The organism is Pseudomonas sp. St386, from assembly GCF_018325865.1.
Taxonomy (GTDB): domain Bacteria; phylum Pseudomonadota; class Gammaproteobacteria; order Pseudomonadales; family Pseudomonadaceae; genus Aquipseudomonas; species Aquipseudomonas brassicacearum.
The window spans coordinates 5,685,813-5,700,813 of sequence record NZ_AP021900.1 but is presented as its reverse complement, the minus strand read 5'-3'; the positions used below and the strand labels follow the sequence as shown (position 1 = coordinate 5,700,813).

Here is a 15,001-nt window from a genome sequence, read left to right as displayed (position 1 = left end):
GTGAACTGGAAAGGCGCCATACGGCGCCTTTTTAGTCGGTTGCTGTTAGCATCAACCACGGCTGTTTCGAAAAGATCCGCAAACCTGGAGTTCGTCATGAGTGCTTTCCACGACCTTAAACTCAAAGCCCTGGATGGTCAGGAGCTTGCTCTGGCGCCGTTCAAGGGGCAAGTCGTGCTGGTGGTCAACGTCGCCTCCAAATGTGGCCTGACGCCTCAATACGCGGCGCTGGAAAATCTCTATCAGCAATACAAGGCCAAGGGGTTCAGCGTGCTGGGCTTGCCCTGCAATCAGTTCGCCGGGCAGGAACCGGGAACCGAGCAGGAAATCCAGGACTTTTGCAGCCTCAACTACGGCGTGACGTTCCCGCTGTCCAGCAAGCTGGACGTGAACGGCCCCGGTCGTCATCAGCTCTATCGCCTGTTGGCGGGCGAGGGCGCCGAGTTTCCCGGAGACATTACCTGGAACTTCGAGAAGTTCCTGGTCGGCAAGGACGGTCGCGTGCTGGTACGTTTCTCACCGCGCACGGCGCCGGATGATCCTGCCGTGATCCAGGCGATCGAAAAAGCGCTGGCTTGATCCTCAAGAAATTGCAGATGTAGGAACTGCCGAAGGCTGCGATCTTTTGATCTTTTGATCTTTCGCTTGAGACTCAAGTGTTTGGGGAAAGATCGCAGCCTCGTTGCACTCGACAGCTCCTACACAGCTCCTACACAGCTCCTACTCGGCGCCCTTTTGATCCTTAATCACTCCAATCAATAGTGCTACCGAGCGCCTCGGACTCCACATATTATCGTCGTCATATCGACCTGCGACCTTGTCCCGTGGAGTGCCTCATGCCTGCAAAAGCCCTGTTCAAACCTTTCCTCCTCGGCGCGCTCGAGTTGCCGACCCGGGTGGTGATGGCGCCAATGACCCGTTCGTTTTCGCCGGGCGGCGTTCCGAACGCCAAGGTCATCGAGTATTACCGTCGCCGCGCGGCGGCCGGGGTCGGCCTGATCATCACCGAGGGCACGACGGTGGGGCACAAGGCTTCCAACGGCTACCCGAACGTGCCGCATTTCTATGGCGACGCCGCGTTGGCCGGCTGGAAGAAAGTGGTTGATGCGGTACACGCCGAAGGCGGCAAGATCGTTCCACAGCTGTGGCATGTGGGCAGTGTGCGACGCATCGGCACCGAGCCGGACGCCAGCGTGCCGGGCTATGGCCCGACCGAAAAGCTCAAGGACGGCCAGGTGGTGGTCCACGGTATGACCCAGGCGGACATTGACGAGGTAATCGCCGCGTTCGCCCAGGCGGCAAAAGACGCTCAAGGCATCGGCATGGACGGGGTGGAAATCCACGGTGCCCACGGCTATCTGGTGGACCAGTTCTTCTGGGAAGGCAGCAACCAGCGCACCGACGGTTACGGCGGCAGCCTGGCCAACCGTTCGCGCTTTGCGATCGAATTGATCCGTGCCGTGCGCGCGGCGGTGGGCGAGGGTTTCCCGATCATTTTCCGCTTCTCCCAATGGAAACAGCAGGACTACACCGCGCGTCTGGTGCAGACCCCTGAAACCCTGGGCGAATTCCTCAAGCCATTGTCTGACGCCGGCGTGGATATTTTCCACTGCTCGACACGGCGCTTCTGGGAGCCGGAGTTTGAAGGCTCCGAGCTGAACCTGGCCGGCTGGACCCGCAAGCTCACCGGCAAGCCCACCATCACCGTTGGCAGCGTCGGCCTGGACGGCGAGTTCCTGCAGTTTATGGTCAACACCGACAAAGTCGCGCAACCGGCCAGCCTGGAAAAACTGCTGGAGCGCCTGAACAACGACGAGTTCGACCTGGTGGCGGTGGGGCGTGCGCTGCTGGTGGATCCGGACTGGGCGCAGAAAGTGCGCGAAGGGCGGGAGCAGGATATCTTGCCGTTCAGTCGCGAGGCGTTGATGACCCTGGTTTAAGCGGCGCCTTGTTGGGCCTCATCGCGGGCAAGCCTTGCTCCCACATTGATCTTCAGCGAACACATTGTGCGTGAACGACTGACAACTCTGTGGGAGCAAGGCTTGCCCGCGATGCTTTTCAGCGCTGCGACACTGCCTGGGGCAGCGACGATTCGACCTGGCAAACCCCCCGCAACTGCGCCTCGAACTGCTCGATCACCGATGCCCAACCCTGGCGACTGGCATGCTGGCGCGCATTGAGCCGCACGCAACGCAAAGTCTCGCGCTCTTCCAGCAGCCAACGGGCGGCATCGCAGAACGCCTCCTCATCCCCCGGCATTGCCAGCACGCCGTTGTAGCCGTGGCGAATGTGTTGGGCCGCCGCAGCCTGATCGTAGGCCACCACGCCCAGCCCGGACGCCAGCGCCTCCAGCACCACATTGCCGAAGGTTTCGGTCAGGCTCGGAAAGACAAACACATCCCCGGACGCATAATGACTGGCCAGCGCCTCGCCGCGTTGCGAGCCACAAAAGATCGCTTCGGGCAGTTCCTGCTCCAGGGCGGAGCGCTGCGGGCCGTCGCCGATCACCACCAATTTCATCCGTCGCCCCGGGAAAGCGCTGCACAGCGTGGCGAAACTGCGCTTGAGCAGCCCGAGGTTTTTCTCCGGAGCCAGGCGTCCGACGTGGATCACGGCGATGTCATCGTCGCCCAGGCCCCACGCCTCACGCAGGCTCGTCGAGCGCTTGACCGGATGAAACAGTTGGCTGTCCACGCCGCGCGAGAGCAGCGCCACGCGCTCGAAATGGCGTCGCTCCAGTTCCAGGCGCTGGCTGAGGCTGGGCACCAGGGTCAGGCTGGAGCGGTTGTGAAACCAGCGCAGGTAATGGGTGAGCACGCGACTCAACAGCCCGAGGCCGTACTGCTGGGTGTATTGCTGGAAATTGGTGTGGAAGCCGCTGACCACCGAGATGCCCAAGCGTCGTGCCGCGCGCAGTGCCGACAAACCCAGCGGCCCTTCGGTGGCGATGTACAGCACGTCTGGACGATGGCGTTTCCAGCGCCTGAGCAGTTTGTGCATCGACGCCTGGCCCCACTGCAAACCTGGATAGCCCGGCAACGGCCAGCCCCGGCACAGTAGCAATTGCCCGTCACTGGCCTGGCGTTGGTCATCGACCTGGCGCGGCCGTATCAGCTCGACCTGATGCCCGCGGGCGCGCAGGCCGTCGTACAGGCGGCCCAGGGTATTGGCCACGCCATTGATTTCCGGCGGGAAGGTTTCGGTGATCAGGGTAATGTGCAGAGGTGTGGTCATGACCCCAGTGTCGACCGGGGCCATTTCGTCATTGTGACGACAAGATGATGGATTTGTGACCGGCTCAGCCCTGGCGGGCCAACGCGGTCTCGGCGCCTTGCTCACGGACCCAGAACAACGTCGCGCCGGCCACCGCTGCCGGCATCATCAGGATGTTGACCACCGGGATCAGCAGCACCAGGTACACGCTGGCGCCAAAGCCCAGGCTCTGCCAGCGTTTTTCCCGCAGCCAGGCGAGCATCTCGTTCCAGCCCAGCTTGTGGTTGTCCGCCGGGTAGTCGATGTACTGGATCGCCATCATCCACACGCCGAACAGCAGCCACAGCGGTGCCGCCACCAGATTGACCACGGGGATGAACGACAGCACGAACAAGCCCAGGGCGCGGGGCAGGAAATAGCCGAGCTTGCGCGCTTCCCGGCCGAGGGTTCGCGGGATCATGGCGATCAACTCGGCCCAACTGAAGGCCGGGAAGTCGTCGGTGCCACGGATGACCACTTCGACTTTTTCCGCAAGAAAGCCGTTGAACGGTGCGGCGATGACGTTGGCGAGCATGGTGAAGGTGAAAAACACCATCAGCACGACGAGCACCACGAACAGCGGCCAGAGCACATAGCTGAGGAAACTGAGCCAGTCCGGCAGCGACGGCATCAGCGTATCGACCCACAGGCTGAACTGATGGCCGGCCAGGTAAATCAATCCGACGAACAGCACCAGGTTGATCGCCAGGGGCAAGAGTACGAACAAGCGCAGGCCCGGGCTCAAGACCAGCTTGAGGCCCTCTCGCAAATATTGCGGGCCGGACAGGACGGGGGCGGGCATAGGTGGCTCCGAGCGAAGGTGAACGCGCCGACCTTACCGGCTTTGCCCCGCCCGGGAAAGCGGCGACATGGCGTGTAACAACGTTTCTTGAGGCGAAGGCACCTATTGAAGGGACCGCTGGGGATAGAGCTCACCTATGAGCTGGATTGTTAAACCGTATTTCCTTAATCTTCGCTCCCTCGATACGCTGCACCCATTCTTTTCCAGGACCGTCGAACCCAAGCCTTCCCCAAGTGCGTCAACGGTCCTTTTTTATTCACGCCGCTCACCCGGCGTTCCGGCCCGCAAGGTCCGGTCAACAGGAGCAGGTCATGTCTGAAGTGCGTCATTCGCGAGTGATTATTCTCGGTTCCGGCCCTGCCGGTTACAGCGCTGCGGTTTATGCGGCCCGTGCCAACCTCAAGCCACTGCTGATCACCGGCATGCAGGCCGGCGGTCAATTGACCACCACCACCGAAGTCGACAACTGGCCGGGCGATGTCCACGGCCTGACTGGCCCGGCCTTGATGGAACGCATGAAGGAGCACGCCGAGCGCTTCGAGACCGAGATCGTTTTCGACCACATCAATGCCGTGGACTTCGCCGCCAAGCCGTACACCCTGACCGGCGACAGCGCGACCTACACCTGCGATGCCCTGATCATCGCCACCGGTGCCAGCGCTCGTTACCTGGGCCTGCCGTCGGAAGAAGCCTTCATGGGCAAAGGTGTTTCCGCCTGCGCCACCTGCGACGGTTTCTTCTACCGCAACAAGCCTGTGGCAGTGGTCGGTGGCGGCAACACCGCGGTCGAGGAAGCATTGTACCTGGCCAACATCGCCAGCACGGTCACCCTGATCCACCGTCGCGAGACTTTCCGCGCCGAGAAGATCCTGATCGACAAGCTCAATGCCCGCGTCGCCGAAGGCAAGATCATCCTCAAGCTCAACGCGACCCTGGACGAAGTGCTGGGCGACAACATGGGCGTGACCGGTGCCCGCCTGAAGAACAACGACGGCAGCTTCGACGAGATCAAGGTTGACGGCGTGTTCATCGCCATCGGCCACACCCCGAACACCTCGCTGTTCGAAGGCCAGCTGGAACTCAAGGACGGCTACCTGGTGGTCAAGGGCGGCCGCGACGGCAACGCCACCGCCACCAGCGTCGAAGGTATCTTCGCGGCCGGCGACGTGGCCGACCACGTCTACCGCCAGGCGATCACCTCGGCCGGTGCCGGTTGCATGGCAGCCCTGGACACCGAGCGCTACCTGGATGGCTTGCAGAACGCTTCGTTCTGATTCGGCGGGTACAAAAAAACCGGCTTCGGCCGGTTTTTTCATGGGTGGATACCTGCCGCTGACCCCCTGTGGGAGCAAGCTCGCTCCCACAGGTTTTTTGTGTGGTCAGAAACAGAGCATTTCAGGTCAGCCTCGCAAGGCACGCCTCCAGGATATCCAGGCCCTCCTCCAACACCGTCGCCTCGGTCGTCAACGGCGCCAGCAGCCGGATGATGTGCCGCGATTTACCACTGGGCATCAGCAGCAACCCCGATTCCCGCGCCAGGGCCAGCAGTTGTGTCAGTTGTGCGGAAGCCGGGGTGCCGTCGGCGTGGGTCAGCTCGATGCCGCGCATCGTGCCGACGCCTGTCAGGCGGCCGAGGTAGGGTGTCAGCCCACGGCTGCGCCAGGATTGGTAGCGGCTGACGATCGCCTCCTCCTGTTGCGAGCCCCAGGTGTGCAGGTTGGCGTCGGTCATTTCATCCAGGGTCGCCAGGGCGGCGGCGCAGGCGATGGGGTTGCCCGAGTAGGTGCCGCCCAGGCCACCCTTGGGCAAGTTGTCCAGCAGCGCCTTGCGTCCCACCACCGCGCCCAAGGGCACGCCGCCGGCAATGCTTTTACCGAGCAGGATCAGGTCCGGTTCGATGCCCAATCGCGAGAAGGCAAAGCGCTGGCCGGTGCGGCCGAAGCCCGATTGGATTTCATCGGCGATCAGCACAATGCCCTTATCGTCGCAGAACTGCCGCAGGGTTTGGGCGAAGGGCACGTCCATCGCCAGGAAGCCGGCTTCGCCCTGCACCGGCTCGACAATGAAACAGGCCACGTCATTCACGTCGATCTCGACGCTGAACAGCCGCTCCATGGCCTTCAAGGCTTCTTCGCCGGTGACGCCGTTGTCCTTGCTGGGGTACGGCAGGTGGTACACCGGCCCGGGCAGAACGCCGACTTTCTGCTTGTAAGGCGCGACCTTGCCGTTGAGGTTGAGGGTCGCCAGGGTGCGGCCGTGAAAGGCGCCATCAAACGCAATCACGGCGGTACGGCCCGTGGCGCCGCGTACGATCTTCAAGGCGTTCTCCGCCGCTTCGGCGCCGCTGTTGGTGAGCATGCCGCTGACCGGATAATCCACCGGGATAAACGCCGCCAAGCGTTCCATCAATTCAATGTACGGCGCATGGGGCGCGGCGTTGAATGCGTAATGGGTCAGCCGGGTGGCCTGTTCACGGATCGCCTCGACGATGCGCGGATGGCAATGGCCGAGGTTCAACACACCGATGCCGCCGACGAAATCGATGTAGCGTTTGCCGTTGGTATCCCAGACCTCGGCATTCTTGCCGTGGCTGAGGCTGACGGGATGCACGATGGAGATCGATTGGCTGATGGTTTCGCTGCTCATGGATGACGGCTCGGACGGTGGAGAAATTTCCATTATCTAAGCCGCGAGCAGAGGGGCCCGGCAAACGAAATAAAGTTGCCGGGTCAATCTTAAAAGTCGGGATGTAGAGCGGGAGGATTTATTTGCGGGAGGAAGACCTGTGGGAGCATGGCTTGCCCGCGATGAACGATAACGCGGTTCAACTGCTGTTAAACCTCGGCGTGCCCATCGCGGGCAAGCCATGCTCCCACAGATGAATGCCCTCGCCACAGAAGAGGGCTGCAAGAATCTGTGGATCAGCGCCGCTGCAGCGGCTGTGCCTCGAACGTCACACCGGCCAGCCCATGGGCCATCAGCGCGCGGATATTGCCGTGATCGCTGCCTTCGGGCGTGGCCAGCACCGAACGGTAATGTTCGCCGAACGCCAGGAGCGCTTCTTCATCGCTCAAGCCTTCGAGCAGCGCCAGGCCCAGGGTCTTGCACGAACCTTCGTTCTGCCCGGCGGCGTTGTGCACGCCACCGTTGTCGAAGGCCTGGGGCTGGTAGTCGTAACCGGCGGCGATAAAGGCCAGGGTGTCGGCGAAGGCATGTTCGCCGCTCTTGAGGCGGGCACGCAGGGTATTGAGATCAGGCATCGGGTTTTCCTTTGGCGAACGCCGCCTGTTGTTCGGCGCTGGCTTCTTTCTGGTATTGGGCTTTCCACTCGGCGTACGGCATTCCGTAGACCACTTCGCGGGCGTCGTCGAGGCTGACCTCGACCTGGCGTTCATCGGCGGCGGCCTTGTACCACTTGGACAGGCAGTTGCGGCAGAAGCCGGCGAGGTTCATCAGGTCGATGTTCTGCACATCCTTGCGGCTGTCCAGGTGGGCAACCAGCCGACGGAAAGCGGCGGCTTCGAGTTCGAGGCGTTGTTGGTCGTTCATGGTGTTCCTTGACGGGCAGCTGCAAGCGCTGGGCTTCAAGCTGCAAGATGGATTGCGGTGGCCTCAAGCTTACCGCTTCAAGCTCGCCGCTGAAAACGTGCCGCTCAGCGGCTTGCCGCAAGGGTAATCGACACCGACTCGGCAAATCGCAAGGCGTGGGGTTTGTCGACTTCGACTTCGGCATACAGCACCGATTCGTTGGCCATGACCAGGTCGAGCAATTCCTGGGTGAGGCGTTCGAGCAGGGCGAAACGGTTGCCTTCCACGTGGGCGATGATCGCCTTGGTGATGGTGCGGTAGTTAAGCGCGTGGTCGATGTCGTTGTCGCGCACCGCCTCTTGGGCGGCATAGAGGATGGTCAGGTTGATCAACACATCCTGCTTGTTGAGGATTTCATCCTCGTTGATGCCAATGAAGGTACGCAGACGCAGGTCCTTGACCTTGATGCGTGCCATGGCTGGCTGAAGTTGTGGCATTTAATTGCTCCGTCGAATCAATTGCAGGAACTCCTGGCGCGTGGTGCTGGAATCGCGAAAGGCGCCGAGCATCACCGAGGTGTTCATGGTCGAGTTCTGTTTTTCGACACCGCGCATCATCATGCACATGTGCTGGGCCTCGATCACCACCGCCACGCCGGCGGCCTGGGTGACCTGCTGCACCGCGTCGGCGATTTGCCGGGTCAGGTTCTCCTGGATTTGCAGGCGGCGGGCGAACATGTCCACCAGCCGGGCGATTTTCGACAGCCCCAGGACCTTGCCCGTAGGAATATAAGCCACATGGGCCTTGCCGATGAAGGGCAACAGGTGATGTTCGCAGAGTGAATAGAGTTCGATGTCGGCGACGATCACCATTTCATCGCTGTCAGAGGCGAACAGCGCGCCGTTGACGATCTGCTCGACGCTTTGTTCATACCCATGGCAGAGGTACTGCATGGCCTTGGCGGCACGGACCGGGGTATCGAGCAGACCTTCGCGCTCGGGGTTTTCCCCCAGGCCTATAAGGATCTCGCGGTAGTTCTGGGGCAGGGATAGCGTCATGGTGCATCCTCGAAACAAGGCTATTTGACGTGCCGCCCGCCGTTGACGGTCAGGGTCGTGCCGGTGACATAAGGGTTGTCCAGCAGATAACGCAGGCTCTGGTAGATCACTTCGCTGCCGGGTTCGATGCCCAGCGCGGACTTGGCCAGGGCCTTGGCGCGGTAAGCCGCGTCGTCTTCGGGGTTGAACAGTAGCAGGGCCGGGGCGATGCCGTTGACCTTGATCGCCGGGGCGAACTTCGCCGCGAACGACAGGGTCAGGCTTTCCAGGCCGGCCTTGGTGGCGCAATAGGCGATATGCCGGGCGCTGCCCTTGCGGGTCACGTCATCGCTGATGTGCACGATATCCGCTGGGGCTGAACGCTGCAGCAGCTCGGCGCAGTGCAGGTTGATCAGGTAAGGCGCAAGCATGTGCACGCCGAACATGGCGTTGAAGGCCGCCGTTTCGCTGCCCGGGTCTTCGGCCAGCCAGGCCGAGGCATTGTGCACAATGGCCCGCAGCCGGTCGGTGTGCTGCTTGAGTTGTTCGATAAAGGTCAGGATCCCCGCTTCGCTGGAGAAGTCGGCGAACAGCACGACCGCGCCCAGGTCCCGCAGCGTCTGCACGCCGGGGCGTTCGGTTCGGTAGGTCGCGATCACCGGTTGCCCGCCTTCCAGCAATCGCCGGGCGCAATGCAGGCCGACGCGCTGGGCTGCGCCAGTGATCAGGATCGGAGCGGTGGCGCTGGACATAGGACGGCTCGGTTCACGGCAAGAGCAAAACTATAACAGCGACACGGGGCGCGTCCTATGTTCAAAGGTGAATCCAGAGTTCCTCTGTGGGAGCGAGCTTGCTCGCGATAGCGGACTGACGGGCAACGCCTGGTGTGGATGTACTGGCCTCATCGCGAGCAAGCTCGCTCCCACAGGTTTTTTGTCGCCCGTGAGTCTGGGCTGGCGGCTTCAATGATTCTGCGTAGCCGGCAACGTCCGCTGCGGTGCACTGTTGAGCCAGTTCGCCAGCAGATGGGTCGACATCGGGATAAACAGATAGACCATCAGCGGTGTCAGCATGAGTGTGCTGATGAGTACGCGGCTCAACAGGCCCAGTTCGCCCAGCAGCGGCCCCAACAGGAAATTGAACAACAGCGAGACGGGAAAGAACGCCAGCCAGATGGCCACGGCCTGTTTCCAACGTGGCGGACGCTGGCCGACCGCGCCGAACCAGCCATCGATGCCACGCACCCGGTGTTCGGAGGGATGGGCGAACAGATCGCTGCCCCGTCCCAGCCAGGCCGTGCGCGAGGCCGAGTGTTCCCAGGCGTGCAGCGTCTGCTCGTCGGCAAAACGGAAGATGATCTGGAATTCATCGTCCTCGGGCGGTGGAGCGAGCACGCCGGAACCCAGGTAGCCGGGAAAGTCGGTTGCCAGTTGTTCGCCTTCGCGCAACCAGGCGATCAGGTCCTGATAGCGTCCATTGGCGACGCGGCGGGCAACCATCAAGGTGACGGGTGAGGTAGACATCATGTATCTCCGTAAGACAGGCGCGGCACTCCGGGTAGGAGGTTCGCGGGGGACGCCCCGGGGTGGTGGGTAGCGTCTGGTCGCCAAAAAACAGGCAAGGATTATTCCCGATTGCGCATAAAACAACAAAACCGCACATCGAGTACGTTTATCCTTGTCATGACATGTCCTGGGAGGGGTAAACTAGGATCCAATTTGCCAGTCGGAATTGCCTGCCAAAATGAGTGTGATCACAGAGGATGGCTTCGTTTTCCAGGCATCAGGTGCCTTGAAGCGGGAAGACCTGTTTCCCATTCGCGAAGTCGCGCGCATGACCGGCGTGAACCCCGTGACCCTGCGCGCCTGGGAGCGGCGCTATGGTTTGATCCAACCTACCCGCACCGAAAGCGGGCATCGCCTGTACTCGTTGGGCGATATTGAAAAAGTGCGCAGCATCCTGGCTTGGATAGAGCGCGGGGTGGCCGTCAGCAAAGTGGGAAAGATCCTGGCGAAGACCGAGTCGGTGCAACCGGTCTCCACGCTGATTTCCTCCGATCTGGTCAGGGCCGATCACGCCCGCTGGCAACAACAGGTGGCGGACGCGGTTAGCAACTTTGACGATGTGGACCTGGATCGCGTCTACGGGCAGGTCTTTTCCACCTATACCGTGCCAATCGTCTTCCAGGACATCCTGATGCCGCTTTGGCGACAGCTATTGCAACGCCAGCAGACGTTCGGGCAAGCCAGCGAATGGGTGTTTCTTGATGGTTTCCTGCGTTCGCGCATCATCCAGCGGCTCTTGCTCAAGCGCGAAGGTGCGTCGCCGCGTGTTCTGGTCTGCGCGATTGCCGATCATTGCCATGAACTGGAGTTGCTGGTTACAGGGCTGTTCCTGTCCAAGGCGGAAGTCGGCGTCAGGCTGTTGTCGATCGGCCTGCCGTTCGAGGAACTGACCCTGGTGTGCCAGAAGATCCAGCCGGTGGCATTGGTGCTGGTTTCCAATCATGCGCCAGCGGCCGATCTACCTAAACGCTTGGGGAAGTTGGCAATGAGCCTGGATTGCCCGTTGATGCTGGCCGGTGAAGCATCCGATCTGGCACAGGAGAGCCTTGTCGGGTCCTCGATCGGTTGTCTGGGGAGTGAGGGGACAGTGATGCGCCAGCGCCTGCGTCAATTCATTGCGGGCAATCTGGATACCTGAATGGAGTGTCCTGTATCACATTGTCAAAAAGAAACGTATTTGCGAAACAGGACACTAGAGATGCATGGTTGGATGGGTCAGGCGATGTTGCTGCAGGATGTACTGGCGCAGGCGCTCCGTCTCGTCCTGGTCATTCTGGTTCAGGTGGTAGGCAAACAGACCGCGATCGGTTTCCCGTTCGAAGCTGCCTCGCAACGAAATTCTCTCGTAGCCTGATGGGCTGAACCACAAGGCAAACTGCTTCGGCGGTTTGGTCCGACTGCGGTTCTCTACCAATACGCCTTTGCAGGAGACTTCGTGGACCCACAGCGGTCCCGGCTGACCCTTGATATTTTCCAGCGCCACCGGCTCTTCGAGCGCCAGGCGCCATGGGCGTATCTTCGGTCCGTCTTCGTAGATGCTCGGCACACCCAGGCGCAGGTGCATCGCATGGAATTCGTCTTCCACCAGATGCAGCGGAAAGGTCATTTGCTGGTTTTCGAAACTGGCTTGCAGCGTAACCTGCTCATTTGCCGCCAGACGTGTCAGCAAGTCACGGATCTGCGACCCACCGTTTACCAGCAAGCTCGACGTGACATCCCGCTCGTTCAGCTGCGGGTTGTGTTGCATGGTCCGGATGAAATCCAGTTCATCCTGCGTCAGGAGGGCATCGCGCTGCATGATCTGCTCGAAATGATAATTTACGTGTTCACTGGTGATTGTAGTGACTGACCATTAATTCGTGGGTTTGTTTGAACCGTTCGTCGCTTCGAGTCGGGCAATGGTCTCCCGTGCGTCGGCCAGCTCCTTTTCCAGTTGGGCGACGCGTTGTTGAGCCTTGACCTGGGTCGTGACGTCTTTTTGCACACCCACGAAATAGGTATGCCCGTCAGCCTGGTTTTTTACCGTGGACAGTGACAACTCATTCCAGAACGGCGTGCCGTCCTTGCGGTAATTGCGCAGCACCTCACGACAGGCACCACCCTCTTTCAAGGCTTTGCGAATGAGCTCCAGCGAAGGCTGGTCCCGATCACCCGATTGCAGGAATCGGCAATCCTGATAAAGGATTTCGTCGCGGTGATAACCGGTCAATCGTTCGAAGGCCGGGTTCACGTAGATCAGGATATTGTCTTCACCTTCTTTTTCGGCGATGACAATCCCGTCGTTCGAAGCATTGATGACCAGTTGCATCAGTTGAGCGTTGATCATGGGGAGAACCCTTTGAACATCCTTGTAGGATCAGCATTCTAAAAGAAATCGATAGGCTGTCCACTGGCCATCGGGGCCGTTGAGAGCCATTCGCAGCCGGACAGGTGCAACTGTTACTATTCCGGCTCTTTTTTCAGGTTCAGGATCAGATTGATGAAAGTCGCCATTCTTTCCGGCTCGGTGTATGGCACCGCCGAAGAAGTCGCCCGGCACGCCGCCAAACTGCTTCGCGAGGCAGGTTTCGAAGCCTGGCACGACCCGCGTGCGACCCTGGCGGATGTGCAGGCATTCGCACCAGAGGCCGTGCTGGCAGTGACTTCCACCACCGGTATGGGGGAGTTGCCGGACAATCTGATGCCGTTGTATTCGGTCATCCGCGACCAGTTGCCCGGATTCTTTCGCGGTTTGCCTGGCGCGGTGATCGGCCTGGGCGACGCCAGCTATGGGGATACCTTCTGCGCCGGTGGCGAGCAGATGTGCGAGCTGTTCGTCGAATTGGGCGTACGCGAGGTGCTGCCGATGCTGCGTCTGGATGCCAGCGAAAGCGTCACGCCGGAAACCGACGCCGAGCCATGGCTCGCTGAGTTGATCGATACGTTGCGCCCTTGAAGCGGATGCGCTGACTCGTTCGGCCAGTAAGCTGGCTGCCAACGCAACTACCGCCTCTGAAAGAGCTGACTAGACTGATTTTCTTGCGTACGACGTTTCGATCGAGACATATAAGAAACCAGAGGTCAGAGCCGTGAGCGTAGCGCCCATCCAAACGACACTCAGCATCAAGGATCAGGTCAGTGCGGCCGAATGGCAAACCCGGGTGGACCTTGCCGCCTGTTATCGGCTTGTCGCGCTGCATGGTTGGGATGACCTGATCTTCACCCATATTTCCGCAAAGGTTCCCGGTACCGAGGATTTCCTGATCAACCCGTTCGGGATGATGTTCCATGAAATCACCGCCTCGAGCCTGGTCAAGGTCGATCAGGCCGGCAACAAGTTGATGGACAGCCCCTACGAGATCAACCCGGCCGGCTACACCATCCACAGCGCGGTGCATGAGGTGCGCCATGATGTGGCCTGTGTGTTGCACACCCACACGGCAGCCGGGGTGGCGGTATCGGCCCAGAAGCAGGGGATGCTGCCGATCAGCCAGCAATCGCTGTTCGTGCTGTCGAGCCTGGCCTATCACGCCTACGAAGGGGTGGCCTTGAATCACGAAGAAAAGGCTCGCCTGCAGGCGGACCTGGGCGAGAGCAACTTCCTGATGCTGCACAACCATGGCTTGCTGACCTGCGGCGGGACCATCGCCGATACTTTCCTGATGATGTTCACCTTTCAACGGGCCTGTGACATCCAGGTCCTGGCGCAGAGCGGCGGGGCCGAGCTGATTGCCATCGAACCGCAGATCCTGGCTGGCGCCCGGGCGATGATCGCCGGGGTGACCAAAAGCGCCCAGGGCATGGGCGGCGCGTTGGCCTGGCCGGCGTTATTGCGCAAGCTCGATCAACAAGATGCCGGGTATAGAAGTTGATGGCCCTGGCCCAGATTCCCCTGCGTATCTGGCGCCAGCGCAGCCAGATCTTCATGTTCCGTGGTCATGCCATCCGTTACTGGGTGGCCGGGCAGGGCGAGCCGCTGCTGCTGATCCACGGTTTTCCCACCGCCAGTTGGGATTGGCATTACCTATGGCAACCGTTGGCACAACGCTACCGGGTGATCGCGTGTGACATGCTCGGTTTCGGCGACTCCGCCAAACCGACGGATCACGTCTACAGCCTGCTGGAGCAAGCCGATCTGCAACAGGCCTTGCTGGCGCACCTGAATGTGAGGGGCGCGCTGCATGTGCTGGCCCACGATTACGGTGACAGCGTGGCCCAGGAGCTGCTGGCGCGGCACTACGAAGCGCGCATCCGCCTCGCCAGTTGTGTCTTTCTCAATGGCGGCCTGTTCCCGGAAACCCATCGTCCGGTCTGGGCCCAGAAACTCTTGCTCAGCCCCCTGGGCTGGCTGCTGGGGCGGGCGTTCTCCCGGGAAAGCCTGGTCAGTAGCTTTCGGCGTATTTTCGGTCCCAGGACCGGCCCCACTGAAAGCGAACTGGATGATTTCTGGAGCCTGATAGAAGCCCATCGTGGCCCGCGGATCATGCACAAGCTCATCGCCTATATTCCCGAACGCCGCGTGCAGCGTGATCGTTGGGTGCAGGCGATGCGGCGCGGCGACGTGCCGTTGCGGGTGATTGACGGCGCGGTCGACCCGATTTCCGGTGAACACATGGTGGCGCGCTACGAGGCACTGATCCCGAACCCGGACACGGTGTTGTTGCCCGACATCGGTCATTACCCACACACCGAGGCGCCGGTGCAGGTGCTCCAGCATTACCTGGCGTTTCGCGAAGCCATCGTCGCGCCGCGCAGACAAATGGCCTGTTCATGACGACACCCTGTGGGAGCGAGCTTGTGTGGGAGCGAGCTTGCTCGCGATAGCGGCGCCGGAAATC

At 61.0% G+C, this 15,001-nt stretch carries 18 protein-coding genes; 7 read left to right on the top strand and 11 right to left on the bottom strand.

Going from position 1 to position 15,001, the window contains the following annotated elements:
* Positions 1-96 precede the first annotated feature (96 nt).
* The gene (locus KI235_RS25200; RefSeq protein WP_003205465.1) at positions 97-579 is read left to right on the top strand and encodes a glutathione peroxidase; all 483 of its coding nucleotides are present in this window, start codon (positions 97-99) and stop codon (positions 577-579) included.
* Between the two features lie 257 nt (positions 580-836).
* Positions 837-1,940, top strand: coding sequence for an NADH:flavin oxidoreductase (locus KI235_RS25195; protein WP_212795351.1), 1,104 nt, complete (start codon positions 837-839; stop codon positions 1,938-1,940).
* Positions 1,941-2,058: 118 nt separating this feature from the next.
* On the opposite strand, the gene KI235_RS25190 is transcribed toward KI235_RS25195, so the two are convergent.
* Positions 2,059-3,258 carry a glycosyltransferase family 1 protein gene (locus tag KI235_RS25190; RefSeq protein WP_003205462.1) on the bottom strand — a complete coding sequence of 400 codons (1,200 nt, stop codon included), beginning with the start codon at positions 3,256-3,258 and terminating at the stop codon, positions 2,059-2,061.
* A gap of 40 nt (positions 3,259-3,298) precedes the next feature.
* Entirely contained in the window at positions 3,299-4,054 is a 756-nt protein-coding gene (gene cysZ / locus KI235_RS25185; protein ID WP_003205460.1) for a sulfate transporter CysZ, read from the bottom strand.
* A gap of 311 nt (positions 4,055-4,365) precedes the next feature.
* Between cysZ and trxB the strand changes: the two genes are divergently transcribed.
* Positions 4,366-5,328: a thioredoxin-disulfide reductase gene (gene trxB, locus KI235_RS25180; RefSeq protein ID WP_003205459.1), complete on the top strand. Its 963-nt coding sequence runs from the start codon at positions 4,366-4,368 to the stop codon at positions 5,326-5,328.
* Positions 5,329-5,449: 121 nt separating this feature from the next.
* Here trxB and KI235_RS25175 read toward each other — a convergent pair whose 3' ends face one another.
* The 7 genes from KI235_RS25175 to KI235_RS25145 form a co-directional block, all read right to left on the bottom strand.
* Positions 5,450-6,700, bottom strand: coding sequence for an aspartate aminotransferase family protein (locus KI235_RS25175; protein WP_003205457.1), 1,251 nt, complete (start codon positions 6,698-6,700; stop codon positions 5,450-5,452).
* A 275-nt stretch (positions 6,701-6,975) separates the two neighbouring features.
* Entirely contained in the window at positions 6,976-7,314 is a 339-nt protein-coding gene (locus KI235_RS25170) for a HopJ type III effector protein (protein ID WP_003205456.1), read from the bottom strand.
* Positions 7,307-7,603 (bottom strand): DUF1244 domain-containing protein, encoded by a 297-nt coding sequence (locus KI235_RS25165; protein WP_003205454.1) that lies wholly within the window; start codon positions 7,601-7,603, stop codon positions 7,307-7,309. Before KI235_RS25165 ends, KI235_RS25170 begins: the two co-directional genes overlap by 8 nt.
* A 104-nt stretch (positions 7,604-7,707) precedes the next feature.
* Entirely contained in the window at positions 7,708-8,079 is a 372-nt protein-coding gene (gene folX, locus KI235_RS25160; protein ID WP_003178065.1) for a dihydroneopterin triphosphate 2'-epimerase, read from the bottom strand.
* A complete protein-coding gene (gene folE, locus KI235_RS25155; protein WP_003205453.1) occupies positions 8,080-8,640 on the bottom strand; it encodes a GTP cyclohydrolase I FolE in 561 nt (186 codons plus the stop codon). It abuts the gene before it with no gap.
* 20 nt (positions 8,641-8,660) lie between these two features.
* Positions 8,661-9,371: a dihydromonapterin reductase gene (folM, locus tag KI235_RS25150; RefSeq protein WP_100264011.1), complete on the bottom strand. Its 711-nt coding sequence runs from the start codon at positions 9,369-9,371 to the stop codon at positions 8,661-8,663.
* A gap of 210 nt (positions 9,372-9,581) precedes the next feature.
* On the bottom strand, positions 9,582-10,142 hold the full coding sequence (locus KI235_RS25145; RefSeq protein ID WP_028236649.1) for an antibiotic biosynthesis monooxygenase: 561 nt from the start codon (positions 10,140-10,142) through the stop codon (positions 9,582-9,584).
* A 220-nt stretch (positions 10,143-10,362) separates the two neighbouring features.
* On the opposite strand from KI235_RS25145, the gene KI235_RS25140 reads away from it, so the two are divergent.
* Positions 10,363-11,322 carry a MerR family transcriptional regulator gene (locus KI235_RS25140; protein WP_027911445.1) on the top strand — a complete coding sequence of 320 codons (960 nt, stop codon included), beginning with the start codon at positions 10,363-10,365 and terminating at the stop codon, positions 11,320-11,322.
* A 54-nt stretch (positions 11,323-11,376) separates the two neighbouring features.
* Here KI235_RS25140 and KI235_RS25135 read toward each other — a convergent pair whose 3' ends face one another.
* Together KI235_RS25135 and KI235_RS25130 are read right to left on the bottom strand one after the other, a co-directional pair.
* Entirely contained in the window at positions 11,377-11,982 is a 606-nt protein-coding gene (locus KI235_RS25135; protein WP_003205447.1) for a hypothetical protein, read from the bottom strand.
* Positions 11,983-12,036: 54 nt separating this feature from the next.
* Positions 12,037-12,510, bottom strand: coding sequence for a PAS domain-containing protein (locus KI235_RS25130; RefSeq protein ID WP_003205446.1), 474 nt, complete (start codon positions 12,508-12,510; stop codon positions 12,037-12,039).
* Between the two features lie 153 nt (positions 12,511-12,663).
* Between KI235_RS25130 and KI235_RS25125 the strand changes: the two genes are divergently transcribed.
* The 3 genes from KI235_RS25125 to KI235_RS25115 all read left to right on the top strand — a co-directional run bounded on the left by KI235_RS25125 (position 12,664) and on the right by KI235_RS25115 (position 14,937).
* A complete protein-coding gene (locus tag KI235_RS25125) occupies positions 12,664-13,119 on the top strand; it encodes a flavodoxin (RefSeq protein ID WP_003205444.1) in 456 nt (151 codons plus the stop codon).
* Between the two features lie 133 nt (positions 13,120-13,252).
* The gene (locus KI235_RS25120; RefSeq protein WP_003205442.1) at positions 13,253-14,035 is read left to right on the top strand and encodes a class II aldolase/adducin family protein; all 783 of its coding nucleotides are present in this window, start codon (positions 13,253-13,255) and stop codon (positions 14,033-14,035) included.
* Positions 14,035-14,937 (top strand): alpha/beta hydrolase, encoded by a 903-nt coding sequence (locus KI235_RS25115; RefSeq protein ID WP_003205441.1) that lies wholly within the window; start codon positions 14,035-14,037, stop codon positions 14,935-14,937. The genes KI235_RS25120 and KI235_RS25115 overlap by 1 nt, the downstream gene beginning before the upstream one ends.
* Positions 14,938-15,001 lie beyond the last annotated feature (64 nt).

Bases quoted from the DNA above. Each gene is read 5' to 3' on its own strand.
- KI235_RS25200 (WP_003205465.1), top strand. From the start codon at position 97: ATGAGTGCTTTCCACGACCTTAAACTCAAAGCCCTGGATGGTCAGGAG.
- KI235_RS25195 (WP_212795351.1), top strand. From the start codon at position 837: ATGCCTGCAAAAGCCCTGTTCAAACCTTTCCTCCTCGGCGCGCTCGAG.
- KI235_RS25190 (WP_003205462.1), bottom strand. From the start codon at position 3,258: ATGGCCCCGGTCGACACTGGGGTCATGACCACACCTCTGCACATTACC.
- cysZ (WP_003205460.1), bottom strand. From the start codon at position 4,054: ATGCCCGCCCCCGTCCTGTCCGGCCCGCAATATTTGCGAGAGGGCCTC.
- trxB (WP_003205459.1), top strand. From the start codon at position 4,366: ATGTCTGAAGTGCGTCATTCGCGAGTGATTATTCTCGGTTCCGGCCCT.
- KI235_RS25175 (WP_003205457.1), bottom strand. From the start codon at position 6,700: ATGAGCAGCGAAACCATCAGCCAATCGATCTCCATCGTGCATCCCGTC.
- KI235_RS25170 (WP_003205456.1), bottom strand. From the start codon at position 7,314: ATGCCTGATCTCAATACCCTGCGTGCCCGCCTCAAGAGCGGCGAACAT.
- KI235_RS25165 (WP_003205454.1), bottom strand. From the start codon at position 7,603: ATGAACGACCAACAACGCCTCGAACTCGAAGCCGCCGCTTTCCGTCGG.
- folX (WP_003178065.1), bottom strand. From the start codon at position 8,079: ATGCCACAACTTCAGCCAGCCATGGCACGCATCAAGGTCAAGGACCTG.
- folE (WP_003205453.1), bottom strand. From the start codon at position 8,640: ATGACGCTATCCCTGCCCCAGAACTACCGCGAGATCCTTATAGGCCTG.
- folM (WP_100264011.1), bottom strand. From the start codon at position 9,371: ATGTCCAGCGCCACCGCTCCGATCCTGATCACTGGCGCAGCCCAGCGC.
- KI235_RS25145 (WP_028236649.1), bottom strand. From the start codon at position 10,142: ATGTCTACCTCACCCGTCACCTTGATGGTTGCCCGCCGCGTCGCCAAT.
- KI235_RS25140 (WP_027911445.1), top strand. From the start codon at position 10,363: ATGAGTGTGATCACAGAGGATGGCTTCGTTTTCCAGGCATCAGGTGCC.
- KI235_RS25135 (WP_003205447.1), bottom strand. From the start codon at position 11,982: ATGCAGCGCGATGCCCTCCTGACGCAGGATGAACTGGATTTCATCCGG.
- KI235_RS25130 (WP_003205446.1), bottom strand. From the start codon at position 12,510: ATGATCAACGCTCAACTGATGCAACTGGTCATCAATGCTTCGAACGAC.
- KI235_RS25125 (WP_003205444.1), top strand. From the start codon at position 12,664: ATGAAAGTCGCCATTCTTTCCGGCTCGGTGTATGGCACCGCCGAAGAA.
- KI235_RS25115 (WP_003205441.1), top strand. From the start codon at position 14,035: ATGGCCCTGGCCCAGATTCCCCTGCGTATCTGGCGCCAGCGCAGCCAG.